This window comes from Exiguobacterium sp. s192 (genome assembly GCF_018618795.1).
In the GTDB taxonomy this organism is placed as follows: Bacteria; Bacillota; Bacilli; order Exiguobacteriales; family Exiguobacteriaceae; genus Exiguobacterium_A; species Exiguobacterium_A undae.
This window is the reverse complement of the sequence record NZ_JACSMS010000004.1, coordinates 12,482-39,365: the sequence shown is the minus strand read 5'-3', so window position 1 is coordinate 39,365 and position 26,884 is coordinate 12,482. Positions and strand designations below refer to the sequence as shown.

Here is a 26,884-nt window from a genome sequence, read left to right as displayed (position 1 = left end):
CTTACGACTGTTCGTCGATTTCTGTCACTTGCTTCGATCCGTTCAACTCAAGTTCGACTTGTGAACCAACCTGTACATCATTATCCTGTTCCATGTTTTGTGCCCGTTCAAACGTCACGTTTTTACCGTTTTGTTCAATGACGACTTGTGTGTCCGTCACACGAACCAATGCACCACGGATGTCTTGGTCTTCCGTTGCATCGTCTTCTTGGCGGTCATCGTTCCGGTCGTCCCGATCACTTGCATCTTCACGGTCGAGCTCCCGGACGAGACCGGCTGCTGTCAGTTCAAGTTTGACGGTATCACCGGCTTGCGCTTGGTCGATCTCTGCCCGATCGCTGAAGCGGTACGTTTGATCCGAACCATTTTGAGTCAAGACGATTTGTTCATTGGACAGCTCTTTGACGACACCGGTGACTTCATTGCGGTCATCGTCGGATGAATCGTCCTCTCGACCATCCCGGTCATCGTTCCGATCATCTTCCCGTTCGAGTTCCCGGACAAGACCGTCCTGATTGAGTTCAAGTTTAATCCAATCGCCGGCCGCAGCTTGTTCGATTTCAGCAGATGAGGCAAACGAATACGATTGATCCGAACCATTTTGCGTCAGTGTCACCGATGTGTCGGATACTTCTTTTAACGTTCCTTCTATGTCTTGATCATCATCCCGGAATGCGCTCGGAAGCGACTGCTTGACGTTGCTTGAAACTTTTGTGGAAGCTGCTTCAACTTTTTGTTCAACTTGTTCTGAAGTCGTGACCGTTGAATTGACGAGAGAATGTCCCGGACCGGTGAAAAGTAAGAAGGCGCCCGCCCCCGTCAAAACGGTTCCTGTGATGGCGATTGAAGCGAGACCGCGTTTTACAAAATTCTTTTTTGGCTTATCCGTACGTTTTTCGTTTGTCATGATGATTTCCTCCTCAGTAGTGGTAGCTGCTTTTCTTATTCTTAGAATAGCGCCCGCAAGTGAGAGGAGACTGAGGATTAGATTAAAATTTGATGAGAAATCAAATCGATTTGATGAAACGGGCAGGATTGCCGCCGACGACAGTGTTTGGGGCGACATCTTTGACGACGACACTTCCGGCCGCGATGACGGCATTGTCCCCGATCGTCACACCGGGAGTGATGACGGCACGTCCACCGATCCAGACGTTGTCCCCGATGACAACCGGCTTCCCGAATTCATAACCGCTGTTGCGTTCGACAGGATCTAACGGATGCGTCGCTGTATAAATGTGAACGCCCGGAGCGAGCATACAGTTGTCGCCGATCGTAATCGGACAAATATCGAGCAGGACACAATCGTAATTGGCATAAAACCGGGCACCAAGCGTGATGTTGTAGCCATAATCACATTTAAAAGACGGTTCGATGTAAAAATCCGTTTGTTCGGTCCGTAAAAGTTGTTGCAGGAGAGATTTTCGGGCAGGCAGCTCTTCGATGCTGAGTTGGTTAAATTGATGACAAAGCATCTGCGCCCGTTTCCGGTCCGCCACGAGCTCCGCATCCCCGGCTAAATACAGCTGACCTTGAATCATCTTTTCTTTTTCTGTCACATGAATCATCTCCTAGTGGTATGTATATCTTCATTAGACTAAATCGGACGGGGAGAAGCAACTGATACCAAAAAAAGCGATTTTGATGTCGCCATCAAAACCGCTTTTTACTCTAGTATTCAATTAAGCGAGTTCAATTCCGCCTGTGACACCATAAATTTGTGCCGTGACATAACTGGCATCATCTGAAGCGAGGAAGACATAGACGCTCGAAAGTTCGACCGGTTGACCACTCCGTTTAAGCGGTGTTTCTTGTCCGAATTCCGGAATGTTTTCGCTTGGTTGACCACCTGAGATTTGCAACGGCGTCCAGATTGGACCCGGTGCAACAGAATTGACGCGGATGCCTTTTGGCGCGACTTGTTTCGCAAGTCCCCGTGTAAAACCGTTGATGGCAAATTTTGTTGACGCGTAATCGAGCAGGTTCGCACTTGGGTTGTAGCCTTGAACCGAAGTCGTCGTGATAATCGAAGCCCCTTCTTTTAACAACGGGAGGGCAGCTTTAACGACCCAGAACAGAGAAAAAACATTGATTTCATATGTTTTGCGAAGTTGTTCCGTCGACAGGTCCATGATGTCCTCGACGGCTTGCTGTTTGCCGGCGACAAGTGCCAAAATATCGATTCCGCCAAGTGATTCGTGTGCTTCTTTGACGAGTTGTTGACAGAACGTTTCATCACTGAGGTCGCCCGCCAGTAAGTACGCTTTTTGACCGGCAGCTTCAACAAGTGCTTTAACTTCTTCAGCGTCCTGTTGTTCTTCCGGTAGATAGTTGAGGAAAACATCTGCACCTTCACGTGCATAAGCAATGGCAGCAGCACGACCGATTCCAGAATCGCCCCCTGTGATCAAGGCTTTTTTCCCGATCAATTTACCGGAACCTTTATAACTTTCTTCGCCACAATCAGGGATTGGCTCCATTTTTGCCTGGACAGCCGGTGCATCCTGATATTGTTTTGGGAAGTCATCATTAAAATATTGTGTAAGTGGATTGTTAGACTGGGACATGAATTGATTCCTCCTAGGTAGTGGTTTGATTTGCATAAGAAGTATGTTCCCTGTCACTTCACGTCTAAACGTCAATTGATTAATCAAGTGAAGTTTTTGTCAAGTCGAAAAGGACGCTCAGTAAGGCTGTAGCAACAAATAACCGGAGGCGGACAAAGGACAAATAAAAAAATCGAAGTCCACAGATGTGAACTCCGATTTTGATTAAAGATAGGGTGGATGACCGATCAGACGCGTTCCGATGTCAGTTCTTTCATTCCTTGTAAAGCGGCTTGATTCAGTAAGTTCCACGGTTTGTTGTAGTGCGGTTGGAAGAAGAAGTCGACGAAAGCCAGTTCTTCAAGCGTCATCTCATTTTGAATCGCCACTGACAAGGTGTTCATCGCCTGAGTGAGGTCAACTTTTGAGATGATTTGCGCACCGACGAGTCGGTGTGTCGCAGTTTCGTAGACAAGTTTCAACTGGACGTTTTCAGCTGTCGGCATGAACTCGGGACGGTAAGCATCTTGAACCGTCGTACTTGTCACTTCTAAACCGAAGAACGGGGCAGCATCTTCTGTCAGACCGGTCGAAGCAATGTTCAAGTCATACAACCGGAGACCGGACGTTCCTTGTGTGCCTTGGTAGCGGATCGTCGGAGCGAGTAAGTTTTTCCCGACGAGTGTTCCCATTCGGACAGCATTTGTCGCGAGCGGAATATACGCGTGTGTCCGGGCCGGATTGTAGTAGACGGCACAGCTGTCACCGGCAGCAAAGATGTTCGGATTACTGGTCCGCATATAGTCGTCGACGATGATCGCTCCGTTCGGTAACATGTCGATTTGTCCTTTTAACAATTCCGTACTTGGTCGGAAACCGACACAGAGAATGACGAGATCCGTCTCAAACGTTCCTTTGTCTGTGACGACTTGTGTGACATTACCGTCCACGCCGGTAAAGCTTTGAACGGTCTGGTTCAACTCGAGGTGAATCCCGCGGTCTGTCAATTCACTTTCAATGATATCCGTGAATGAACGATCCAAGTATTTATTTAAAATCCGGTCGGCACTGTCGATGAACGTGACATCTTTGCCGTATGCTTCGAATGCTTCAACCAATTCAGCACCGATATAACCGGCACCGACAACAGTAATCCGCTGGGCATCCGTTGCTTTTTTGATGATGGTTTGCGCGTGGTGATAGTTTTTGCAGAGTTCAATTTGATTCAGTTCAATCCCGGGAAGCATCGGGATGATCGGCCATGAACCAGTCGTCATAATCAATTTATCGTACGTATCCTGAACGGTTTCACCCGTTAAAAGATTTTTTGCAAGAATCGTTTGGTTCGTGCTGTCGATTTCCAGGACATCATGTTTTAAGCGCATCTCGGCACCGAGTTCAGTCAGTTCATCCGGTGAAGAATAAAACAGCGACTCCGCATGCTCGACGACGCCACCGACATGAAGCGCGATGCCGCAAGAAAGGAATGAGACGTTATCGTTTCGTTCGTAAACGGTGATATCCAGTTGTTCGTGTTGTGAAGCCAACTCTTTAACTGCTGCTGTTCCTGCGTGTGTACAACCGATGACTGCTACTTTCATGAGTAAAGTCCCCTTTTCGTTTTTGTTTGTGATAAAAATCACATTCATTTGATATCCTTAGTGTATTACTTCACAATGTTGTTTTCAAGTACTTTGTTCACCATTGAGCATAATAATGTCTAAATTGTGAATGAGTGAGCAAAATTGGGTATCGGGATCGAAGTATCCGTTCATCTGTATCGTTTCTGTTAAAAACGTGTAAAACTGTTTTAGTTTCTGAAGTTCAGGTTATAATGAAGAAGACAACAAAACGAAAGGGTGGAAACCGATGGATACCGAGAGGATCGATCATCTATTCAGCTTACCTGATTTTTAGCAGTGCCAATCTTCATTGAACAGGAAGGTATTGGCTTGAAAAAAATCAGGGAGAGCGAAAATAGATGAATACCCAAACGGGACAACTACACCCTCTCCCATGGAAGATACGGGAGAGGACAACAACACATGAAACGAATTATAACCATCTTGGCCGGAACGCTCATTATGGCGTTTGGCTATTACACCTTGAATGAACAATTTGGATTGGCAGAAGGCGGATTTATCGGTCTGTCTTTACTCGGACGTTACTTTTTTGATATTAATCCATCGATTTCGATGATCGTACTCGACATTCCGTTTTTTATCGGAGCGTTATATTTTAAAGGAAAACGTTTTGTCAGTGAAGCACTCGTATCGGCAGGCGCATTGTCGCTGTTTTACGAAATGTGGTACCGACTGGATCTGTTTCATTTTCCGGAACAGGCATGGCCGGCAACACTGATTGCTGCTGTCGCCAGTGGAATCGTGACCGGCTATGGTCTCGGTCTCGTTCTGAAAAGTGGCGGGGCAACAGGAGGAGACGATTTGTTGTCGATGGGTCTCAGTAAACTGACCGGCTTATCAATCGGGACGATTTTATTTGGTCTTGATGCCATCGTCCTCGTCATCTCACTCGTCTATCTGCCGTTGAGTCTAACGTTGTATACGTTGCTCGCAGTCGCGATTGCGGGACGTGTCGTCTCGGTCATGACACGCGAACCGATCGTTGCACCGATTCCGGTAGCTGAACTGAAATGAACAAATCCCTCCTGACATCAGGAGGGATTTTGTTTTACGATAAAAGAGAGTAGAAGAAAGGGGACACATAAATGATTAGACAAGCAACTGCCAATGACGCGGATCAAATCGCACCGTTGATTGAACAGGCGATTCATGAAATTGCCGAGACCCTGACCGGAACACAGGAGAAGGAATTGATTTTGGAGCGGCTCGCGCTGTTTGTCACGCAAACGGGAAACCGGTTAAGTCACGAGAACATTCTCGTCAAGGAACTCGACGGACGTGTCGTCGGCATCGTCATCGCATACGCAGGAGTGGATGCGGCACAATTGGATGAACCGATTAAACGTCAACTGCTCGAATGGACAGGACAAGAGGTGCAGATCGATCAAGAGACGGAAGGAAACGTCTTTTATCTGGATACATTGTCGGTGGATGCGGCATATGGTGGAAAAGGAATTGGGTCTGAGCTGTTGCAGGCAGCGGCGGACGAAGGGGAGCGGCGTGGATTACGGGCGTTTACGTTAAATGCGGATCAGACGAATGCTGGTGCGCAACGCCTGTATCGGCGTCTTGGATTCGTCCCGGTCAAGACGATTGAAATCAGTGGCGGACAATTTGATTATATGGAACGACCGTATGCAACTTGAATGACGAAGCAAGTACTTCGAATTCGGTTCAAGATTCGTTGATACGCAGACAAGACTTCGCTTTCTATTTTTCCCGCAGGAGTCTTCGTCTTGTCTGCTTCTCCACGATGTTTTGTTAAGCTGGTAAGATCGATACACTAAGAACCTGGATTCAAAAAAATCACTCGCTTCACGCGACTCCTACAGGAAAACGCGTGAAGCGAGTGATTTTTTATGTTCAGCTTAATTAGGTGGCGATGATTTATGATTCGACCGGATTAATCACTTTAAAAAACGTTGTAACAGAACGGATTCGACAGGTGTAATCTGTTCTTTCAAGCGGGAAACCGCACACAACCTCAAACAAGCCTTAAATCCGATGACTTTTCTGATGTGCTTAAAGTAACAGACACGGTACAAATGACTGAGAACGAAGCGGGAAACGCGTTCTGCCGGATTTCGTAAAGAGCTTCTTCCCCCATAACGGAACAATAAAAAAGTACGGGCGACGTCCATCAGTGGATTGCCGATGGAGGCATCCATCCAATCGATGACATAGACGTCTTCTTTGACCAGCAACAGATTATACGGGTGAAAATCACCATGACATAAAGTATGTCCCGCTACAAGTGCAGTGTGAGCAGGATATCGTTTTTGAAGAAGGGGTAATCCGTCGACGGATAACGTATGAAGATACCTTTGTAAGGCGACCATGGTCGTCATGTAGCGGAGAATCCGAACGGGATGACATTTCATCAAATCTCCGAGCGATTCCCCTTTCAAGTACTCCATGCGAATGGAATGATCAACTTGATTATAGACACGAGGTGTCATCGGAAAGTGGTTCTGGATGGACAGATGATTTTGAAATTCCTGCTGGACCGCTGCATGCGGAACATGTGCGTGAAACTGCTTTCGAACAGTCGTCGCAGTTTCTTGTTGAATCGTTGCCGTGTTGCCGGTTCCGATGATATTCATCCAAATCCGCTCCTTATCGTAAGATCATCCGGTACAACCGCGCTTCCGCATCTTCCGGTTCGAACCGGGGATCACTCGTAAAGCGGAAAACTTCCGTCACTTCGATTGGTACATCTGCCGCCCGTAACCGTTCGAGCAGTCGGCCGGTCAGGTAGACTTCCTGTGATTTTGGTTCCGCCCGCCATTTGCTGACGGATCCAATCGGGACAATCGTAGCGTCAGGACGTGCCATCAAAAACTGACGTTCTTCTTCATCCGTAAAGATGGTCGCGGACGCCGGTAAACCGGTAATGGCTTCCGCCAGCTGAATCGTAGCCGGTTTACTAGTCGCTTGTTGATACAAGGCGATACTTCCAATCAGCAATTGAATACATAAAAACGGAACGAGCCAACGGACCGACAGACGGCGGACGAGTAAAATCATAAGCAGTAAGACGAGTGGTAAGATATGCCGCGGTTTATCGATGTTTTGGGCAAACCAGACCCAGAGAAAATAACCGGTTCCGGTAACACTCCACCAGAGAGGGAGGGAACGGAAACGTTGGCAAAACAAGAACAGTCCCGATCCGAGACCAATCCAAGTAGCAAATCCAAGACCATGCCAAATCATTTGTTTGATTGTCAACCCCAGTCGTTCCAGCAGGGTGGCGTCATCCGTTTGCGCCGTGCCTCCCCAGTCCGAGAAATGACCCGTCACGAAGCTGAGTGACAACTGGGCAAAGGAAGCCGGTCCACCGACAGAGAAGGCGACCGGTAACAGCCAGGCGAGTTGGGCGAGGAGCAGAACCGCCATCTCTGACACGACTTGCCACGCATCACGCCGTGCTTGCCACAGTAAAAATAAGAGGACGATTCCAAACGGTGCATAGGATAACCGGGTCGCCATCAACAGACCAAACAAGAGGTACGGCAAAAGACGAAACTGATCCTGCCGTGCGCGTTCGACACTCCAGACGAACCAACAAAGAACACCAAGGGCTAGACCATCCGACATCCCGGTTGCGGACAAGACGACAAGGGAAGCCGTCGACACGACCGTAAAAGCAGCCAGCAGACGAACCGCATCGTATCGTCGGCGTTTGAACAGCAGGTACAGCGGAACCAGTCCGCTCGTGAAGCCAAGCATCGAGACGATTCCAAGGGCACGGACAGGTTCAAGCCCGAGTCGTGCGAGGCCGGTCGCTAGTAAGATGAAAAACGGATACCCGGGGAAATGTGGCTGTAAATTCGCCAAGTCATACTGTCCGACCGCTAACGTGAAGTTGGCGATATCGTAGCTTGCGACAAACGGGCTGACCAGATAAAGGCGTCCGGCGGTGCACACGAAGATCAGAACGACAACCATGAAAAAAAGCGATCGTCCACGTTGTTGTGGATGACCGCTTCGAACCGTCACGAGACCTCCTTCAGTTTCTTGACGGTTTTTGGCACGCGATTTTGACGCATCAACATGAAGCCGGCGAAAGCGAAGTATCCCCACCAAGCGAAAACTTGTTCGATGGACGGATTATGGCTGTAGCCGAACATCGCCCCCATGAACGTTCCGATTTGACCGCTGATCAATGTCGTATTGCCCGTATCACGTAAATATTGAATCTGATCGATATAGTGTTCCGGCATGAAAGCCACGATGTTATAAAGGGCGGCCGGTGTACCGTCTGCATTCGTCAACAGACTGCCGAGCAATCCAAGATCCTGGAATCGGCCAATCGTTTGGACGAGCATGCCGGCAGCGATGAACAAGATCAAGACGCCGGTCACTTGGAAAAAGCGTTTGACGGGAATCTTCATCGTTCCGGAAACGAATAAGTAGCCGAAGATCAAGGCAAGCAGAAGACCGGAGACAGCACCGTAGCTGGTCAGAACCTTCTCGATTTCACCACCCGAAATCGCGGCGAAGAAGAAGACCGTTTCGATCCCTTCCCGGACGATAACGAGGAACGAATGAACGATCATCGTAATCGCACTGCCGGTCGAGACCGCGGCAGCGACTTTCGCTTGCGAGGCCTGCTGATTTTCCTTTGCCTCTTTGCCCATCCAAAGCACCATGTGGGTTAAGAGGAAAACAGAGATGATCATGATCCCGAGACGTAAATACGTGTCGCTGCCGAAGCTTGCGAAACTCGTAAAGACGACTTGGAACAAGAAGGCGACACCTAAACTCGCGAGTAAGGCAAGTCCAACACCGGCGTAGACCCATTTTTTATATTGTGGTGCATTGAGCCGATCGAGATAACCGAGAATCAAGCCGACGATCAAGACGGCTTCGAGACATTCGCGAAGGGTGATTAAAAACGCCTGAAAATCCATGTGTCTTCCTCCTTATTGAGCGCGTCGTTTCTTACGCTGACCGATGATGACGATGACGATTAAGATGATGACAAGACTGATGGCGACCGTTTTCCAAATGTCGTCTGTCCCAAAGGATTGACCGAAAATCGAGTCTTCTTCATCAAAGACACCGGTCTTCTCTTCACCCGGCAAAACGAACAGCGGGGTGACGGTATCTTCAATCTGTTTAATGTTTTGATCAAATGTTTTTCGATCGCTTGCTTTTTTCCCGACTCCAAACAAACCGGGGTTTCCAAGCGCCGCAAGTGAATCATCAAAAGCAGTATACAATGAATCACTTGTCTTTGCACCCTCACTTTCTTTGACGTAAGGAGCGAGCACATCGTACGTGCCGCGTGCTTTAGCGAGCAACAACTTGGCCTGTCCGAAATCATCGAATTGTTCCTGTGCAAAGTGCAGACGACGTTCGATGTTTTGACGCAAAGCGACCCGGTAGGCTTGCTTGGCAGCATCGGCATCTTCCTTTTCTAACGACGCATCGATTTTTTCTTTTGCTTCCGGGAAGTAGAGCGTAAATTCCTTATCGTAGGCATCGATGGTTTCTTTGGCTAACGTGTAATCGTTTTGGTCAAGCTGTTCCTCAAACTGTTTGTAAGCTTCCGCAAAAGCTTCTTTTCCTGGATCCCCGTAGCTGTAGGCGAATGCCGGCAACGGTGTAGTGAGCAGGAACAAGAAGGCGATGACGGTGATGAAAAGCGGTTTTCTCATCCGAGATGCTCCTTTCGTTCAAAACGTTCTTCAGACGACAGTGGGACGATCGGGCGACGCCATTCCCGGTAAATCGCAGGGAGGACGCGCTGGATATAGTTAAAGCGAATAAAGGACTTTCCGGCTTCCCGCACACGGTAACGAATCGGGACTTCCTGCAGCCGGAACCCTTTTCGAACAAGATTCAGTGTCAGCACTTGGGCATAGTTATAGTCGTGGATGATTTCCGCGTGTTTACACGCCGCACGGGAAAAGGCCCGCATGCCGCTTTGTCCATCGTGAATCCGACGTTTTAATAAGATGCACTGTAACCAGGTAAAGACATGATTGCCGATATACCGGTACAAACGCATCCCGTCGACGGTTCCGAGAAAACGGGAACCAAACACATAGTCGGCCTCGTCGAGAAGAATCGGTCGGACGACGTCGGGAATCTGATCCGCCGGGTATTCGTTATCGGCGTCAATCATGACGGCGACGGTCGCACCATGGGCATAGGACCGGAGCAGTCCTTCCCGAACGGCAGCTCCGAGCCCGCGATTTTTAGGAAAACGATAGACATGGGCTCCGTGTTGCCGGGCAATCTCGGACGTCGCATCAGTGGATCCGTCGTCGATGACGATCGTTTCGACAGGCAGTCCATCGATTTCAGCCGGAATGCGTTTTAAGACAAGCGGCAAGGAGACTTCTTCATTGTGGGCCGGAAGAAAGACGACGATTTTTTTCATGAGGATTCCTCCTTAAAGGCTTCCGTCAGTAAGACACCGCGGCTGTCGTGCGGGATAGCAGCACCAAGCAACTTCGTAATCGTTGGTCCAAGTGACAGGATATGCCGGTGTGTATCAACTTTCAGACCGGCATGGACGTGTTTACCGTACATCCAAAACGGAACAAACCGTTCTCCTTCATCGAGATGACCATGACCGCCGATCCCGTCGGCTTGTCCGTGATCCGCCATGACAATCAGTGTTGCATCGTCGAGCTTACCGAGCCGGTCCAGTTCTTCGCAAAATTCAGCCAGTAAGGCATCGGCCTCTTCGATTTTCTGGACGTATTCGGAATACAGGGTGCCGCGGCTGTGACCGGTCTGATCGGTGCCGATCAATTGAATCGCCAGTAAGTCCGGATCTTCTTGCTGGACGATTTGTTTGGCGCGATCGATGATGTTGCGGTCCGCGACATCATTATGCATGACGGCTGTCACGGTATGAACGTCTTTGGCACCGAAAGCATCGACGAGATGAGCGATTCCAAGAATCTTACCGGTTTTCCCGACGTCGCGCAACCGGTCAAAGACCGTATCGGTTTTGACCCCTGTCGTATTCCAGACCATGTTCGAATGGATACCGTGTTCTTCCGGACGGGCTCCGGTGAACATAGAACTGAAACAGACGACCGTTCGAGCTGGATAGACGGTCTCCATGTTCGTATACTCCGTTCCTTCTTGGCGGAGACGCTCGAGAAACGGCGTGTTCGCCGCCATGTAGCGATCTTTCCGCATGCCGTCGACGATCAGGACATAGACTTTTTGTGATGTCGGAATCGGTGCATCGACGGTTGACTCGGTCGGCAGTTTTGGCTTCCAGTCGAACAGGTAGTGATGCAGGATCCAGGCGAATAGGAACAGCCCAAGCGGAAACCAAAGATAGGACCAATCCAGTGTCTGTTCGATTGAAGCGGTTTGCCAATACGCGAGTAAAAGTCCGACTTTCGGCAGTTGTTCTTGGGCATTTCCGCTCGTCGAGTCACTGTTTTTAAGGACCAGTTTCCAAAAACGTGTGAAGTTGAGCCAGTTGGTCCCGATCCGGAGGTGATAATAAATCGTTCCCCAGAAAAAGACGGTGAAGAAGAAATAAAGACCGGCTCCATACGCAAACAGCGGCAGGAGACGCGTGTCCGTTCCTTCGATGAACAACCAGATGATCAACGGAAGCCAAAGATAATTCCGTAAGAACAACGGAAAATCAAACTTCCAATATAAGACGAGCAGCGGCAGGGTCATCAGGAATCCGAAGCCGACACCGCTGAGTGAGCCTTGCGTCAAAATCAGATAGCTGAGAAACACACCGATCGTAAAAATCGGTGTGAAGGGTTTGCCTTCATTCAATAAGTTCCACATCCGTGCGGCAACTTTTTCAAAACGGGAAGCACTTTTCATGCAGGTCATCCTTTCGTATCGTGCTTCTTAAACTGGGTGAACAGTAATGTAACAATCGGGAAATGGCGGATGAGCACATAAACCGGCGCTAAAAATGCAAACGCATATTTAAAGAGATGCGTCATCAAGGCGAGCTCGTACGGGTTGGGCACACCCGCAAGTTGCAGGACCGTTCCCATCGCAAGTTCATACGTTCCGAGTCCACCCGGGGTAAACTGGGCGATTCCGGACAAGACTCCGGCACTCATCGCGATAAGGACAAGCGGAAAGGCGATGTCGGCATCGGCACCTTGCAAGAGACAAAAAACAGCCACTGCTTCAAACAGCCACGCCGCTGCCCCGTATCCAATCAAGGGATAGATCGTCTTGATCCATCGCCGGACCAGCAACAAGGCGAGCAGACCACCGGCAAACACAAGCCCGGCGACCCACATCGTCTGTCCTAATAATAACCCGGCAGCGACAAAAAGACCGAGTACGGATAGGTCGATGCCGCGTTGGGCGACAAAAATCGCCGTCGTCCGCTTCATCGGACTGCCAATCGCTCGCGCCGTCAGAAGACGAACCGCTTCTCCTACCTTGACAGGGGAGAGGTGATTGATTGCCAGACCAAGATACAGACTCGTCAGGTAAACCGCGGTAGACGCATTTTTTTCGTCCGCCGTCCGCCAAGCGCGTGCGCGTAAATAAAAAGCGAAAGCGTAGGTGACGGTAGCGGCCACTGTCCAGTAAGACGTCAACAGGGTTTGGAGATAGTCATACACAACAGGCAGTTCGAGACCAAAACGGACGAGTAAAAAAAGAGCTGCCAACGTCAGAACGACGCCCGCAGCTCCACGTATCACAGACGATCGCGATGCCATGTGATCATCCGTTCCATTCCATCAGCGAGCGTGACGGAGGGAACATAACCGAACGTCTGCCTTGCCGCATCGGTGTTACTCCATGTCATTGAGACATCTCCCGCCCGGGCGGGAGCAAATGCCACCGGCACGTCAAACCGTTCCCCGAGCATCGCCGCAGCGTCGCGCACCGATTCCGGACGGTTGGCACCAAGATTGAAAACACCGGTTGCCTGTGCTTGCAGGGCTTGCTCCATTCCCCGTGTGATGTCGTCGATATAAGTGAAATCCCGAATCGGGTCACCGAAAACGGTCAACGGTTGACCGCGTAGCGCCTGTTCAATAAAACGATACAATGCCATATCAGGTCGTCCGGCAGGGCCGTAGACAGTAAAGAAGCGAAAGATCCCGATTTGTAGACCATACAGATTCTGATAAGCCTGGCAAAAGGTTTCCGCACTGTACTTGGCTGCGGCATAGGGACTCATCACCTGTCCGGTTGCTTGATGTTCCAACAGGGCACCCGTTTGTTCCCCGTAGACGGAGGAAGAAGAAGCGAAGAACAGATGCGGAATGGCATATGTGCGCGCTGCTTCGAGGACGGTCACCGTCATCGCGATATCATCCTCGATGTACCGATGCGGTTCCTGTAACGAACCGGGAACGCCGGGCAAAGCGGCGAGATGAAATACAGCGGCAAAGGAGTGACTGCCGAGCCAAGTCGGTAAATCCTCATGCACGTTTCCTTCAAACACCTCAATCCCGTTCTGTTGCAAAAGATGAGCCCGCTCCAGTTTCAGTTCGACGTCATAATAATCTGTGAAGGCATCGATGACACTTACAGTATGACCGCTGGCGTGAAGCCGAAGTGCAAGAGCAGATCCAATGAAACCCGCGCCTCCTGTAATTCCGATCTGCATGTCGCGTTCCTCCGATTCCAATCGATTATTAGTTGAGTGGCTCTAAGGCGTCAACGATTTTATCACCTGTCGTTTCGGCTTTCAGGTCGCCTTTTTCGACAAGGGCATACCAAGCGTTGGCGTCCGACAAGACCGTGCTGGCTTGTTCTTTACCGAGACGGCTCTCAAGTGTCGGTTTCATTGCGATGACGAACATGTTTGCTTCCATCGCCTCGACCCGTGCCGTATCGACGTCTTTTTTCTCGAGTGCTTCTTGTGTTTCTTCGTGGTAGCCGTCGATCTTTTCCGTTAATGCTTTGGCGAATAAGCTTTCCACTTCTTTGAACTTGACACCCTCTGGTTGTGTTTTTGAGAAGTCATAGAGGTCTTTTAATTTCGCAACCGCTTCTTCATCTCCACCGGCCAGTGATTCCTCGATGGCAAGTAAGAAACCGTATCCTTCCGCTTGCTCCATCTGTAATTCTTTTTCATCCGTTCCGGCTTTGACGCCATCCTCGATTTTTTGAGCGTATCCGAGAGCGGCAAGGTAGAACGAACGGTAGATGGATTTATCCGTCAACTGTTTCGCGACGTTAAAGTCCGCGACGTTTTTTGCAGCGATCGCTTCTTCTTGTGCCGTTAAGCCGGATGAGATTGCTTGAGCAATCGCTTCTTCATTTTTAAAGCCGTAACTCGCGTCACGCTTTTCTGCAGTTGGGATGAAGACTGTCTCGGACATGTCCTTGATATCGTTTAATGCAGCAGTCGCTTCGTCGGTTTTACCGGCAGCAACGGCTTCTTCTGCTGTCGCTTGTGTCGATTTTTGGAGTTTATAGAAGTAAGACTGAATGCCTTTGTCCACGAGTTGACGGGCAACGTTCTCATCCAGTTCTTTTGATTCGACACCCGCTAATGCGGAACTGATGACTTCTTCAATTTCAGGAGCAGCCGTCGTGACGCCGCCTTTTAATTTCGATTCATAACTCGTCGTGACCATTTTCCAATCGATGGCTTGACCTTCTTTTGCTTTGTCGAGCTCCGCCTTGATGGAACTGTAGATTGTCAGTTCATCCTTCAGGGTTGTCGCTGCGATCCCCGCATCTGTTTTTGTTTCAGACGTTTGCTCCGTTTTTTCTTTTTTCGGAGCCGTTGTTGTTTCTTCCGCGTTGCCACAAGCCGCAAGAAGTCCTGCTGTAATGAAAAGTGAAGCTACTTTTAACCGTTTTTTCATGATTGATTCCCCCAGAATATAATAAATATCGATAAATGATGTCGTTTTCACAAATCTAACTATAGCGAGAATAATTCTCATTGTCAATTGAACTTAAAGATGAAAAAAATGGCTTCCGAGGTATCCCGGAAGCCATTTTAAGGTGATATTTTACTGAACTTGGTCATACAGTTTCGTGAGGTAGCTGAAGACTTCATCCGATGCTTGGAACATCATGACCGAGTGTCCGAAAATTGCTGCCGGATTAAAGCCGTGATCCAAATCGATCGTTGAAGCGATTGTGACGTCACGATCGCTGTCGAGGACAACGCGGAAGTATTTGAATTCTTGGTTAAAGTCGTTGATGGCATTTAAGATTGGAAGATCCTCAACACCGTCTGGTACGTGTGTAATCGTCCGCGCAAACAGTTCAACGTCGGTCGCTGTTTTACTGAAGACGATCATCATCATCGGTTCAGCACCCGCCGGCGTTTTTTCCTGTGTCATGAAGAAGACGTGTGTTTCATTCTCACGTGCTTCCATCGGGATACCTTTTTCGACTAAGAACGCTTGGAACTCTTCCAGATATTGTTGTTGCACAGCCGTTACCCCGTTTTCATTTGTTTCCGGCTGACTGTTTTGGTTGATCGGTGTGACTTTGTTATCGTTCGTGTCTTTTGAGTTACGATCCTGGTCCATGATTAAATCCCCCTTATAAATACTGTAATCTCAGTTTCAAGCATTTTAGATGGAATTGCAACTAATGTCCGTTATCCTCAAAGGAACATTTTCATTTTAAGGTAAGACATCTTTGTGAATGAACGAACAGATAACTTGAAAAGGTATACCTGAATGGGTATATTGGTACACATAGACCATAATGGATTCTACTCAAGGAGGAAGACGGAATGAAAACGATCATTGTAGGTGGAGTAGCTGGTGGGGCGACGGCGGCAGCACGGTTGCGCCGATTGGATGAAACGGCGGAAATTATCCTGTTGGAACGGGGAAAGGAAATTTCTTTTGCGAACTGCGGTCTACCCTATTATATCGGTGACATCATTAAAGACCGAAATAAACTGTTGGTTCAGACTCCGGAAGGAATGAACGCACGGTTTAATCTGGATGTCCGAAATCTGTCTGAAGCAATTCAAATCAATCGTGAACAAAAAACCTTGATCATTCGGAAAGTCGATACCGGAGAAGAATATGAAGAAACATACGACCAGTTGATTTTGTCACCGGGAGCAAAACCAATCCGACCGGGCATTCCGGGGCTGGAGGAAGCGGAAAACGTCTTTACGCTACGGAACATTCCGGATACCGACAAGATGCGTCAGTATGTCGACGAAGCCCGTCCGTCTCATGCAACCGTCATCGGCGGAGGATTTATCGGTCTTGAGATGGCGGAAAACTTAGTCGAGCGTGGGGCACGAGTGACACTGATTGAGATGGCGGACCAAGTCATGGCACCGGTGGATCCGGAAATGGCAGCAATCGTTCATGAGCACCTCCGGGCGAAAGGGGTCGACTTGATCTTATCGGACGGCGTGGCCCGCTTCGAAGAGGCCGGTACACGTGTCGTGTTGACGAGTGGAAAAGTGATTCAGACGGACATGAATATCTTGTCGATCGGCGTCATGCCGGAAAGTAATCTAGCGGCAGATGCCGGACTTGAGCTCGGAATCAAACAAACGATCCAAGTCGATGAAACACTGCGGACATCCGATCCTTCAATCTTTGCGATCGGGGATGCGATCGAGGTCAAAGACTATATTACAGGCGAACCGGTCCACGTTCCGCTTGCTTGGCCGGCCAACCGTCAAGGGCGCCTCGTCGCCGATATCATCAATGGGCGAGACGTCCGGTATACAGGAACACTTGGCACGGCAGTCGCAAAAGTCTTTGATTTGACGGTCGCTTCAACCGGCGTCAATGAAAAACGTCTTCGTCAGTCCGGACGCCGGTATGAAGCGGTTCATCTGCATCCCGGTTCGCACGCCGGATATTATCCGGGCGCCAGTCCGATTTCGATGAAGCTGTTGTTTGATCCGGTCGACGGAACGATTTTCGGCGCACAGGCGATCGGGATGACCGGAGTCGAAAAACGAATCGATGTCTTGGCGACAGCGATCAAAGGTGGTCTGACGGTTCTCGATCTCCCGGATTTGGAACTGTCCTACGCTCCTCCATACAGTTCAGCCAAAGATCCCGTCAATATGGCCGGTTACATTGCCTCGAATATCGTACTTGGCGACAGTGAAAACGTCCATTGGCACGAGATTGATCAGATTGTCGCGAACGGTGGTTTATTGCTGGACGTCCGGGAACCGTCTGAGAATGAACTCGGTTCGATTCCGGGATCCGTTAACATTTCCTTGCCGACATTACGTCAGTCGCTGGAGGAACTGCCGAAAGATCAACCGATTTACGTGACGTGCCAAGTCGGATTACGCGGATATGTCGCGAGTCAGTTACTCAAACAACATGGTTTTGATGTCAAAAATCTAAGTGGCGGTTACAAGACATGGGCAACGGTCAACCGTGACCGTGAAGCGAGAAGCCAAGTACGGGAGGAAACAGCAGTGACGATTACGAAAAGTGAGCCGAAACGAGCAACAAAAGAGCAGATTACGTTACTGGATACATGCGGTCTCCAATGCCCGGGTCCGATTGTGGAATTAAAAACGAAGATGGATCAACTTCAGGATGGCGATCAAGTGTTCATCAAAGCATCGGATCCCGGATTCCTGCCGGATGTTCAAGCGTGGGCACATAAGCTCGGTCATACCGTCCATACGGCGGAAATGAACAAGGGAATCGTCGAAGTCTTGCTTGAAAAAGGAACGGCAACGGCCGCGCCGGTCCAGTCTGACGTCACGAAAGCGGACGATGCGACGATGGTCGTCTTCAGCGGAGACCTCGATAAAGCACTGGCATCGTTCGTCATCGCGCAAGGTGCTCAGGCGATGGGCAAACAAGTGACGATGTTCTTTACGTTCTGGGGACTGAATGTCATTCGGAAACCGGACGCACCATCCGTTGAGAAAGCACCGATGGAACGGATGATGGGCATGATGATGCCGAAACATGCCGGTGATCTACCGCTCTCGAACATGAATATGGGCGGGGCTGGTCAAAAAATGATGAAAAAAGTCATGAAGGACAAACAAGTGGATGCGCTTGAGACGATGATGGCGAAAGCACAGGCGGCAGGAGTTCGGATGATCGCCTGCACGATGTCGATGGACATCATGGGAATCAAAAAAGAAGAATTGTTGGATGACATCGATTATGGCGGTGTCGCAAGTTATCTTGGTGCGACAGATGACGCCAACCTCAACCTGTTCATCTGATGTACTCAATTGTTAAATAAGAGAGATATCCTCAACAAGCCTCCCCTCTGCGGAGGCTTGTTTTTTACGTCAAACCTCACATTGGATGTGAGGTTTTGTGATTTTTTGTGCGCTTGAACGACTTAAAAGAAGAAAATGAATTTGATTTTCTGAAATTATTTTCGTATCATAGAACACATGTGAAAAAAGGTTACATGATGGAACGTTTAATGAGGAGGAAGACACGTGGAAAAACAATTCATGGAGTTAGTCAGTAATATCAACGATGTATTATGGTCGAGCGTTCTCATCATTCTATTAGTCGGGTTAGGCATTTATTTTACGATTCGGATGGGATTCGTCCAATTTCGGATGATTCCGGAAATGCTTCGCCTGTTGTTCCAAGGAACAGATAAAGGAAAAGACGGTGTTTCGCCGTTCCAAGCGTTCGCCATCAGTACGGCAGCACGCGTCGGAACCGGAAACATTGCCGGTGTCGCGACAGCGATCGCGCTGGGTGGGCCCGGTGCCGTCTTCTGGATGTGGTTGATCGCTTTAATTGGATCGGCCTCTGCCTTCGTCGAAAGTACGTTGGCGCAGATCTATAAAGTGCGCGATGATAAAGCATGGCGTGGTGGTCCGGCCTATTACATGGAAAAAGCACTCGGACAACGTTGGCTCGGAGTGGTCTTCAGCGTCTTGATCACAATCGCTTTTGGGTTTGTCTTTAACTCGGTGCAGTCGAATACGATCTCATTGTCACTTCAAAGTCAGTATGGCATCGATAAGACATGGATCACAGTCGGACTTGTCGTATTGACGGCACTTGTCATCTTCGGTGGTGTCCGCAGTATCGCGACGGTCTCAGCGTTTCTCGTCCCGATCATGGCGGGTGGTTACATTTTAATCGCCCTGTACATCATGGTGACGAACCTTGAAGTTTTACCAAGCGTCTTCGGTTTGATTTTCCAAGAAGGATTGCTTGAATTCAAAACGCTTGCAGGTGGAGCGATCGGAGCAGCGGTCTTAAACGGAATCCGTCGTGGTCTCTTCTCAAACGAAGCAGGGATGGGGTCAGCCCCTAACGCTGCTGCGACGGCAGAAGTATCGCACCCGGTCAAACAGGGTTTGATTCAATCGTTTGCGGTATTCGTCGATACGTTGCTGGTCTGTTCGGCAACCGCAATGATCGTCTTGGTCAGTGGTGTCGCGACAAAAGATGCGAGTGGAGAACCGGTTGCCGGAATCGATTTGGCACAAGGAGCACTTGCTTCACAAGTCGGCTCGCTTGCGACTGGATTCATGGCACTTGCGATTTTCTTGTTTGCATTCAGCTCGATTGTCGGAAACTATTATTACGGTGAGTCGAACATCAGCTTCATCAATGACAACAAAACGTTGATGACGATCTACCGGGTGATTGTTTTAGCGATGGTCGTATTTGGTTCGTTGGTTCAGACAGCCGGACTGGTCTGGGCACTGGCCGATATCTTTATGGGACTGATGGCAATCGTCAATCTGTATGCGATTTTCCGGTTATCGAAAATTGCCAAATTGGCACTGGATGATTACCTCGTTCAACGTCGAAACGGTCAAGATCCTCGTTTCCATAAAGATTCGATTCCGAATCTTCCTGGGAAAGAAACGCTTGAAGCATGGCAAGATGACGATACAAAAGAAAAAGCAATGTAATGAACTGAGGGTCAGAGCAATCTGATCCTCTTTTTTTGTCTTTGGATTTCACGAATCATCATTAAACAGGTGAGAAAATGGGAATACTAAAAAAAACGGTCGGAAGGAGGGGGAGGATGGAAAATGTTCATTATGTCCGAGTCGCAGATGCCGTTTGGGATTCTTTTGGTGATGATCCGCACATCATCATGGACTGGATTTTGTTCATCCATGAAACACAGCCCGACCATGAACAGTTGTTTGCGCTCGAAGAAACAACACCGTTGTACCAATTGATGAGTCAAATCGATATCTTCATTGATCAGGAAACCCATTACAATCTGGGGCGGGCAATCGTCGGGGAAGAATTAATCGTCAATGAAGATCATGCGGCGATCGTCGGCATCCTTCCTTTACCGCTCTTAATCATTTCTTCCGAGGTGATGCGGAATTTTGACCGACAGGCGCTTGAAGTGATTTACCAGGAAGCGGGGCGGCAAGGAGAATTTGATACGGTATGGGAGCAGTTCGGTGACTTGCGCGCTTATTTCCGTCAGGCAGAAGAAGCAGAAGAGACGATTCTTGTCTATTATGTATAGCGCGGTAATGACCACACAAAAAAAAGAATCACGCGTTCTTTCACGCACGTTTCTCAAACGAGATATCGTGTAGGAGCTGCGTGAAGCGAGTGATTCCTGATCAACGAGAAGAGAGGGGTGGCAGATAAGTCTGCCACCCCTCTTCATAAAGCAATCGTTCTAAAGCGTCAGCCTAATGTTAACGGCAGTGCTTAAAAGTCGATTTCATCCGGATCTGGTCCAAGACGGACATCTGTTGCCAAACGATCAATCTTCTCGAGATCATCCGCATCGAGTTGGAAATCAAAGACATCAAAGTTTTCCGCAATCCGTTCAGGCGTGACCGATTTCGGAAGAGCGACGATGCCGTTATCCAAATGCCAACGCAAGACGACTTGTGAAGGAGATTTACCGTGTTTTTCGGCAATTTCCTTAAAGTCATTGATTTCAAGGAATTTCCCTTGCATGAGCGGGCTCCACGCCTCGACTTGGATGCTGTGGTCCTGTAGATATTCATGCAGTTCATGTTGCGGAAGTTGCGGATGAAGTTCCACCTGGTTGATCATCGGTGTCATCAATCCTTCTTCAGCCAGTGTATCGAGGTGATGTTCCTTGAAGTTCGAAACACCAATCGCTTTGATTTTTCCAGCTTCGTAAAGCTCAACCATTGCTTTCCATGCTTCAATGTACCCTTCGACCGGCCAGTGAATCAAATAGAGGTCCAGATAATCGGTCTCTAATCGTTCGAGTGACTCAGCGAAAGCTTCTTTAGTGCGTCCGGCACGAATATCATCGTTCCATACTTTAGACGTTAAGAAGAGATCTTCACGGTTCACGCCGCTTTCTTTGATTCCTTTGGCGACACCACGTTCGTTTTTGTACACGGCAGCCGTATCAATATGACGGTAACCGACACGAATCGCTTCTGCGACGGCAGCCGGTGCTTCCGTCTCTTCGTCGACTTGCCAGACTCCGAATCCGATCTGTGGAATCGTGACACCATTTGAAAGTTTTGCGTATTGCATGTATATACTCCTCCTTCAATGAAACTAGAATATGGAATTGCTCGTTTAGTTTAGCATGAACTCAGAATCACGTCTGTTTAGACGCTCAAAGCAGGAGGTAAGCTGTTAGAGAGCGAACAAAGTGGGTATATCCATACATGAAGTGAGGTGTAAAATCATGGCACGATCCGTTAAAAACGTACCAAAAGGAGTGTGGGCCGGACTGGCGACGCTGTTAGGCGCTCAAGCGGCCTTCCTGTTCCTTGGCGCCCGTAAAACCGGGCGTAACCCGTGGGTATGGGGTGGCGCAGGGCTTGTTCAGTTCCCGCTTCCAGCCATCGCGTATTTCATTCTTAACCGTCAAGAACAGAAGAAAAAATAATCAAAAACAAGTCCGGTCGCGCTGCAGGCGGCCGGACTTGTTTGTTTTACGAAATATTTTCTTTGCGGACAGCAGTGTTTTTCCGGCGCGGGAATCCGAAAAGAATCGCAAGGGATCCGCACACGAATAATAAAAATGGATAAAACAGATACGGAATCAGTTCCGGAGAAGCCGTTTTCGTCAACTCCGCCGCAATCAGCAACTGGGCGCCGTATGGGATGATTCCTTGAACCCCACACGAGAAGATGTCGAGAATGCTGGCTGACTTCTTCCGGTCGATGTCATACGTATCCGCAATCTCCGCTGCGAGTGGTCCAGCCACGAGAATCGAAATCGTATTGTTTGCCGTCGCGAGGTTTGTCGCTCCGACAAGCGCAGCCATGCTGAACTCTGCGCCGCGGCGTTGCGTGATTTTTCGAGTCAATGTTTCTTTCAGGTAGGCGATACCGCCGTTAAAGGTGATCAGACTGACAAGACCACCCATCAGTAATGTCAAAATCGAAATTTCAGCCATGCCCATTAATCCTTCGGACATCGACAGCACGAATCCACTTAAACCGAAGCTGCCGTCGAGCATACCGATGATTCCTGTCAAGGCGGTTCCGCCGATCAAGACGAGGATGACGTTGACACCGAACAGGGCCAAGACGATGACGGACAGATACGGAATCAGTTTATAAAACTCGAAGGCCTTTGCGTCGACGACATCTCCGGTACCTGAAACGAATGCCAAAATGATGACGGTCAAAATTGCTGCCGGAAGCACAATCAGGAAGTTCGTTCGGAATTTATCACGCATATTGGTTTTTTGCGTGCGGACCGCTGCAATCGTCGTATCGGAGATAAACGACAAGTTGTCCCCGAACATCGCGCCCCCAACGACGGCGGCAGCCGCGATGGCGACATTGACACCGGTCGCTTCATGAATACCAAGTGCGATCGGGGCGAGCGCCGCAATCGTACCGGTCGAAGTCCCCATTGCCATCGAGATGAAGGCAGCGATGATGAACAATCCGCTCATTAAGAGAGACGGCGGTAAAAATGTCAGCGAAGCGTTGACGGTCGCTTCGATGGCGCCGATCGCATCCGCTGTTCCGGAAAACGCACCGGCGAGTAAGAAAATAAAGACCATGATCATGATGTCCGGATTTCCGGCACCCGTCGCAATCCGTTCCACGGTTTGATTGATACTGCCTTTGGTCGTCACGGCAGCAAAAATCAAGGCAATCAATGCGGCAATCAGAATCGGGAACTTATAAAAGTCGTCATAAAAGATGCCGGCACCGATAAAGAGGACCAAAAAGACAAGTAATGGTAGAAGGGCCCATTTGTTTGGTGTAATCGTCTCGTTCATAAAATCACTCCATTTCTGCATATACAAAAAAAGACTCCTTCGCAAGAAAGAAGGAGGTCTTTACTGAAAAAGACGCTCTTCTTATCTCTCAAGCCGTAGCTTGCTGGATTTGGCACAGTACGATTCAATCGTCCGCTGCCGAAACATCATTGGGCCAGTCCCTCCGTCTCTCGCGATAAAAAGAAGTCATTTAATTGTCTGAAATACGTTTTCTACCGTAACGTATCTTTTAATGCATGTCAACACTACTTCACTGCAGTGCTTTTTTGAGTGTCGTGACATTTTCATTCATCAAGTCAAAATAAGAAGCGTCTTGTTGTTCTTTTGTGACGGATTCCAAGTTATGAATCGTGATCGCTTCAGCTCCGATTTCTTGTTGGATGACCCGGGCGACTTTTGGGGAAACCGTCTCTTCAAACGCAATATATTTCAAATCGTGCAGCTTGGCTTCTTTGACGAGGGCAGCCAGTTCTTTTTGCGAAGGCTCGTCAGACGGTGAGATGCCGGCGATCGGCAGTTGAGAAAATCCGTAGCGTTCTGCTAAATACCCATAAGCGGCATGTGTCACGAGCAGTTCTTTTTTGGAGCCGTCAGCAACAGCTTGCTGTAAGTTTTGATCGAGCTCATCTGCCTGCGTATCAAATTCAGCCAGATTTTTTTCGAACGTCGCTTTTTTGTCCGGTACTTCTTTTGCCAGCGCCGTCGAAATCGATTGGGCCATCATTTTCGCATTGTTCGGATCAAGCCAGACGTGCGGATCGTACTTGCCATGATCGTGTCCTTCTTCTGCGTGCTCATCTTCTTCGTGCTCGTCTTCATGAGCATGTTCTTCGTCGTGTGCGTCTGCCTCTCCATGAACGTGTACCGTGGCACTCGCTTCAAGCAAATCGATGCCTTTACTTGTCTCGATGAACCGGACATCGTTTCCTTTGAGACTGGCTTTGATTTTTTCTGAATACGGCTCAAGCGTCGTTCCGGTCAAGAGGAACAGATCACCTTGTGCGATTTCTGTCAGTTGTTTAGAGGTCGGCTCATACGAATGGGGATCGGCACCGGGAGGAACGATCATCTTCACATCGACATCAGCGCCGCCGATTTCTTTGGCGATCGCCGCTGTGGCGAACGTTGATGTATAGACGTTGAGTTTTTGGTCGGCGGCATCTTGATTCGAACCTGAATCAGATGATCCGCAGGCAGCGAGGAAAGTGGCGCTCGCGAACGCGACCGTTAAAGCGGGAATTAACTTTTTCATATGTGTAAAACCTCCAAGAAGTATTAAAACGTAATTATTCCGATTTGAACCTTTTCACTATAACGAATCCAAAACAAAGCGTCAAGTACAAGAGCGGGAAGAAGTTCGACTTCTAAAAAAATGGGGTAAAAGACTAATAAGATTAAAAATCGTGAGTATGCCCGGAGGTGATGAGGTGAGACGGGAAACAGCATGGTTGATGGGAGGGGCTGCGCTTTTGACGACGGCTGCTGCCGGTGCGAGCATCTGGAACAATTACGGTGCTCTTTTACGGTGGACGGAACCGGCGCTTCCGCTTGCGGAAACCCAACTGGCTCCAAGGACCGTTTTGTATAAAACGGTCGGCGAGAAGGAGCTTAAACTGGATCTGTACTATCCGGTCGGTGAAGGACCGTTTCCGGTGGCCATTTATGCACATGGTGGAGCGTTTGTCAGAGGAAGCCGTGATGATCTCTTTTGTTTTACACCGATCGTGGAACGTTTTTTAGAGCTTGGCATCGCTGTTTGCAGTATCGATTACCGGTTGTTTGAAGACGGCAGTTACTTCCCGGATAATTTGGAAGACGTACGCGACGCCCTTTGTTTTTTAAATCAGGAAGCAGATAATCTGCGGATTGCACGGGGACGAATGGTCCTTTGGGGGGATTCGGCCGGTGCAGCGTTGATGTTGACGACCGCCTTGGCGCCGATGGAGTTCATCGGTGATCAGAAAGCGGAGCAACTCCCGCTGATCAGCGGCGTCATCGCCTTGTATCCACCAACGAACTTCTTATTATTCAAGTTCATCCAGACCTGGATTGCCCACATCAAATTTTATGGAGGAGGACGGGAAGAATGGCGTGCACTCATGACGCGTGTCTCACCCGCAACTCATTTGACCGCCGATTCACCGCCGATCATGCTGTTGCACGGAAAAAAAGATCCGATTGTTCCCTTTACGCAGGCGCTGCATTTCATTGAAAAAGGAGCCGATGTCGGGGCCGATGTCCGGTTGTTTTCGTTTCCGAACGGAACCCATTCATTGGCCAGTTTTGCGCAGACGGAAAACCCGCTCAAAATTGAACGGTTGCTCGACCGGATTGAAGCCTTCAGTTGCCAAGTCCTAGTCCTGCCACCTCGTGAGACTCTTCACTAAGTAAAGAAACATGATACAATCAGTCATATTTCTTTTTGAAGGAGACGAATGAGATGACAGAAATTTGTTTAGTGCGCCACGGTCAGACCGATTGGAATTTAAACGAACGGATTCAGGGGCGGGAAGATATCCCGCTGAACGAAACAGGGCGGTGGCAAGCCGGCTTGAGTGCGACGTATCTCGCACAGGAGAAATGGGATGTCTTGATTTCCAGTCCGTTGTCCCGGGCGGTCGAAACGGCGGAAATCATCGGCCGTGCCGTAGGACTCGAGCTGACGGAAACGGATGACCGGTTGGTCGAACGCGAATTTGGTTTTGCATCGGGCAAGCCGATCGCCGGAATTTATGAAGCTGTCCAAGCCAATGATACTGACCGTGTCCCGGGTCTTGAGACCGAACAGGAAATTCAGTCCCGTGTCTTCGCAGCTGTCGAAGAGTTGACACAAAAACATCGAGGAAAACGTCTGTTGATCGTCTGTCACTCACACACGATCAAAGCCGCTTTATCCTCGATTGATGACACATTCAGTTACCGGACACCGCTTAAAAATGCGTGTGCCAACTATATTCGTTTTTCCGACCGGTATGAAATCGACCGGATCAATGTTGCCGATCACATCCTGGACTGGACGAAACGTCCTTAACTGATTTTCGGATTTTCTTGTAAGTACTGTTTAAACGTTTCCTTGGCGATACTCGTGATATGGGCACCACGTTTGGAACGGCGGTCTTTATACTCCTGAATCAATGCTTCCCCTGTGAAATGATCTTCGACGACTTCGCGTAAGATCGATTCGGATAAGTCATTTTTCATCATCACCATTTTTCCGGTGAATAAATAAGAGGTGCCTTCGTTTAACGGTGTACACTCGAGTGGTGTGACGATCATGGCAGCCGGATCGTTATCCGGTCGTGAGATTGTGATTTCAATCAAGGCCCGCAGATTTTTTGCGAACAGTTCATCGATGATCGGTTGATCATGTTTTAAGACGACGATTTCAGCCACCCACTGGGCCGTCTGATCGGTACTGACTGTCAATCCGTCTTTGATCGTGACCGGAATCGTTGTATCCCGGCCGGACTCGTCCATCAAGATACGCAGTGTGCACAGTTTAAAGGTTTTCACGAAAACTCCTCCTTGCATGAATGTACGCAGATTTTCTCCAGTATACCGTGACCATACAGATGATGGGAAAGTTTTAACGAGGATTT

The 26,884-nt window shown here is 49.0% G+C and carries 26 protein-coding genes and 1 riboswitch; of the genes, 8 read left to right on the top strand and 18 right to left on the bottom strand.

Features of this window, described 5'->3' with window-relative positions; genetic code table 11:
- Window position 1 precedes the first annotated feature (1 nt).
- From KNP87_RS08800 to KNP87_RS08785, 4 genes are all read right to left on the bottom strand, one after another.
- Complete coding sequence (locus tag KNP87_RS08800; RefSeq protein ID WP_214721467.1) at window positions 2-907, bottom strand: hypothetical protein; 906 nt, start codon at window positions 905-907, stop codon at window positions 2-4.
- 100 nt (window positions 908-1,007) lie between these two features.
- Window positions 1,008-1,559 (bottom strand): maltose acetyltransferase domain-containing protein, encoded by a 552-nt coding sequence (locus tag KNP87_RS08795; protein ID WP_026831775.1) that lies wholly within the window; start codon window positions 1,557-1,559, stop codon window positions 1,008-1,010.
- A 123-nt stretch (window positions 1,560-1,682) separates the two neighbouring features.
- Window positions 1,683-2,567, bottom strand: a complete 885-nt coding sequence (locus tag KNP87_RS08790) for an SDR family oxidoreductase (protein ID WP_026831776.1) — start codon at window positions 2,565-2,567, stop codon at window positions 1,683-1,685.
- 227 nt (window positions 2,568-2,794) lie between these two features.
- A complete protein-coding gene (locus KNP87_RS08785) occupies window positions 2,795-4,147 on the bottom strand; it encodes an FAD-dependent oxidoreductase (RefSeq protein ID WP_026831777.1) in 1,353 nt (450 codons plus the stop codon).
- A 444-nt stretch (window positions 4,148-4,591) separates the two neighbouring features.
- Here KNP87_RS08785 and KNP87_RS08780 point away from each other — a divergent pair, with 444 nt between their 5' ends.
- Both KNP87_RS08780 and KNP87_RS08775 read left to right on the top strand, forming a co-directional pair.
- A complete protein-coding gene (locus KNP87_RS08780) occupies window positions 4,592-5,203 on the top strand; it encodes a YitT family protein (protein ID WP_214721466.1) in 612 nt (203 codons plus the stop codon).
- A 71-nt stretch (window positions 5,204-5,274) separates the two neighbouring features.
- Window positions 5,275-5,835, top strand: coding sequence for a GNAT family N-acetyltransferase (locus KNP87_RS08775; RefSeq protein ID WP_214721465.1), 561 nt, complete (start codon window positions 5,275-5,277; stop codon window positions 5,833-5,835).
- A 261-nt stretch (window positions 5,836-6,096) separates the two neighbouring features.
- Here KNP87_RS08775 and KNP87_RS08770 read toward each other — a convergent pair whose 3' ends face one another.
- From KNP87_RS08770 to KNP87_RS08725, 10 genes are all read right to left on the bottom strand, one after another.
- Window positions 6,097-6,792: a phosphotransferase family protein gene (locus KNP87_RS08770; protein WP_214721464.1), complete on the bottom strand. Its 696-nt coding sequence runs from the start codon at window positions 6,790-6,792 to the stop codon at window positions 6,097-6,099.
- Between the two features lie 13 nt (window positions 6,793-6,805).
- On the bottom strand, window positions 6,806-8,188 hold the full coding sequence (locus KNP87_RS08765) for a glycosyltransferase family 39 protein (protein ID WP_214721463.1): 1,383 nt from the start codon (window positions 8,186-8,188) through the stop codon (window positions 6,806-6,808).
- Window positions 8,185-9,102 carry an FTR1 family iron permease gene (locus KNP87_RS08760; protein WP_119923495.1) on the bottom strand — a complete coding sequence of 306 codons (918 nt, stop codon included), beginning with the start codon at window positions 9,100-9,102 and terminating at the stop codon, window positions 8,185-8,187. The genes KNP87_RS08765 and KNP87_RS08760 overlap by 4 nt, the downstream gene beginning before the upstream one ends.
- 12 nt (window positions 9,103-9,114) lie before the next feature.
- Window positions 9,115-9,852, bottom strand: a complete 738-nt coding sequence (locus KNP87_RS08755; RefSeq protein ID WP_119923496.1) for a hypothetical protein — start codon at window positions 9,850-9,852, stop codon at window positions 9,115-9,117.
- Entirely contained in the window at window positions 9,849-10,580 is a 732-nt protein-coding gene (locus KNP87_RS08750) for a glycosyltransferase family 2 protein (RefSeq protein WP_214721462.1), read from the bottom strand. The genes KNP87_RS08755 and KNP87_RS08750 overlap by 4 nt, the downstream gene beginning before the upstream one ends.
- On the bottom strand, window positions 10,577-12,010 hold the full coding sequence (locus tag KNP87_RS08745) for an alkaline phosphatase family protein (protein WP_214721461.1): 1,434 nt from the start codon (window positions 12,008-12,010) through the stop codon (window positions 10,577-10,579). The genes KNP87_RS08750 and KNP87_RS08745 overlap by 4 nt, the downstream gene beginning before the upstream one ends.
- A 5-nt stretch (window positions 12,011-12,015) precedes the next feature.
- Window positions 12,016-12,855: a lysylphosphatidylglycerol synthase domain-containing protein gene (locus KNP87_RS08740; RefSeq protein ID WP_353049362.1), complete on the bottom strand. Its 840-nt coding sequence runs from the start codon at window positions 12,853-12,855 to the stop codon at window positions 12,016-12,018.
- Window positions 12,852-13,772, bottom strand: a complete 921-nt coding sequence (locus KNP87_RS08735; RefSeq protein ID WP_026831786.1) for an NAD-dependent epimerase/dehydratase family protein — start codon at window positions 13,770-13,772, stop codon at window positions 12,852-12,854. Before KNP87_RS08735 ends, KNP87_RS08740 begins: the two co-directional genes overlap by 4 nt.
- Window positions 13,773-13,800: 28 nt before the next feature.
- Entirely contained in the window at window positions 13,801-14,982 is a 1,182-nt protein-coding gene (locus KNP87_RS08730; RefSeq protein ID WP_026831787.1) for a hypothetical protein, read from the bottom strand.
- A 150-nt stretch (window positions 14,983-15,132) separates the two neighbouring features.
- Entirely contained in the window at window positions 15,133-15,660 is a 528-nt protein-coding gene (locus KNP87_RS08725; RefSeq protein ID WP_026831788.1) for a type III secretion system chaperone family protein, read from the bottom strand.
- A gap of 209 nt (window positions 15,661-15,869) precedes the next feature.
- On the opposite strand from KNP87_RS08725, the gene KNP87_RS08720 reads away from it, so the two are divergent.
- From KNP87_RS08720 to KNP87_RS08710, 3 genes are all read left to right on the top strand, one after another.
- A complete protein-coding gene (locus tag KNP87_RS08720; protein ID WP_119923501.1) occupies window positions 15,870-18,317 on the top strand; it encodes a CoA-disulfide reductase in 2,448 nt (815 codons plus the stop codon).
- Window positions 18,318-18,542: 225 nt separating this feature from the next.
- Window positions 18,543-19,988 (top strand): alanine/glycine:cation symporter family protein, encoded by a 1,446-nt coding sequence (locus tag KNP87_RS08715; RefSeq protein WP_214721459.1) that lies wholly within the window; start codon window positions 18,543-18,545, stop codon window positions 19,986-19,988.
- Window positions 19,989-20,104: 116 nt separating this feature from the next.
- Window positions 20,105-20,566 carry a hypothetical protein gene (locus tag KNP87_RS08710; protein ID WP_026831791.1) on the top strand — a complete coding sequence of 154 codons (462 nt, stop codon included), beginning with the start codon at window positions 20,105-20,107 and terminating at the stop codon, window positions 20,564-20,566.
- A 191-nt stretch (window positions 20,567-20,757) separates the two neighbouring features.
- On the opposite strand, the gene KNP87_RS08705 is transcribed toward KNP87_RS08710, so the two are convergent.
- Window positions 20,758-21,570 (bottom strand): aldo/keto reductase, encoded by an 813-nt coding sequence (locus tag KNP87_RS08705; RefSeq protein ID WP_026831792.1) that lies wholly within the window; start codon window positions 21,568-21,570, stop codon window positions 20,758-20,760.
- A 157-nt stretch (window positions 21,571-21,727) separates the two neighbouring features.
- Here KNP87_RS08705 and KNP87_RS08700 point away from each other — a divergent pair, with 157 nt between their 5' ends.
- Entirely contained in the window at window positions 21,728-21,931 is a 204-nt protein-coding gene (locus KNP87_RS08700) for a hypothetical protein (RefSeq protein WP_214721458.1), read from the top strand.
- 46 nt (window positions 21,932-21,977) lie between these two features.
- Here KNP87_RS08700 and KNP87_RS08695 read toward each other — a convergent pair whose 3' ends face one another.
- Together KNP87_RS08695 and KNP87_RS08690 are read right to left on the bottom strand one after the other, a co-directional pair.
- The gene (locus KNP87_RS08695) at window positions 21,978-23,285 is read right to left on the bottom strand and encodes a Na+/H+ antiporter NhaC family protein (RefSeq protein ID WP_214721538.1); all 1,308 of its coding nucleotides are present in this window, start codon (window positions 23,283-23,285) and stop codon (window positions 21,978-21,980) included.
- A 78-nt stretch (window positions 23,286-23,363) separates the two neighbouring features.
- A riboswitch (SAM riboswitch) is annotated at window positions 23,364-23,467 on the bottom strand.
- A gap of 68 nt (window positions 23,468-23,535) precedes the next feature.
- Window positions 23,536-24,537, bottom strand: coding sequence for a metal ABC transporter solute-binding protein, Zn/Mn family (locus KNP87_RS08690; protein WP_214721457.1), 1,002 nt, complete (start codon window positions 24,535-24,537; stop codon window positions 23,536-23,538).
- A 175-nt stretch (window positions 24,538-24,712) separates the two neighbouring features.
- Here KNP87_RS08690 and KNP87_RS08685 point away from each other — a divergent pair, with 175 nt between their 5' ends.
- Both KNP87_RS08685 and KNP87_RS08680 read left to right on the top strand, forming a co-directional pair.
- Window positions 24,713-25,672, top strand: a complete 960-nt coding sequence (locus KNP87_RS08685; protein WP_214721456.1) for an alpha/beta fold hydrolase — start codon at window positions 24,713-24,715, stop codon at window positions 25,670-25,672.
- Window positions 25,673-25,725: 53 nt separating this feature from the next.
- Window positions 25,726-26,316, top strand: coding sequence for a histidine phosphatase family protein (locus KNP87_RS08680; RefSeq protein WP_026831796.1), 591 nt, complete (start codon window positions 25,726-25,728; stop codon window positions 26,314-26,316).
- Here KNP87_RS08680 and KNP87_RS08675 read toward each other — a convergent pair.
- Window positions 26,313-26,798: a YwpF family protein gene (locus KNP87_RS08675; protein ID WP_026831797.1), complete on the bottom strand. Its 486-nt coding sequence runs from the start codon at window positions 26,796-26,798 to the stop codon at window positions 26,313-26,315. The genes KNP87_RS08680 and KNP87_RS08675 overlap by 4 nt on opposite strands.
- Window positions 26,799-26,884: the final 86 nt, after the last annotated feature.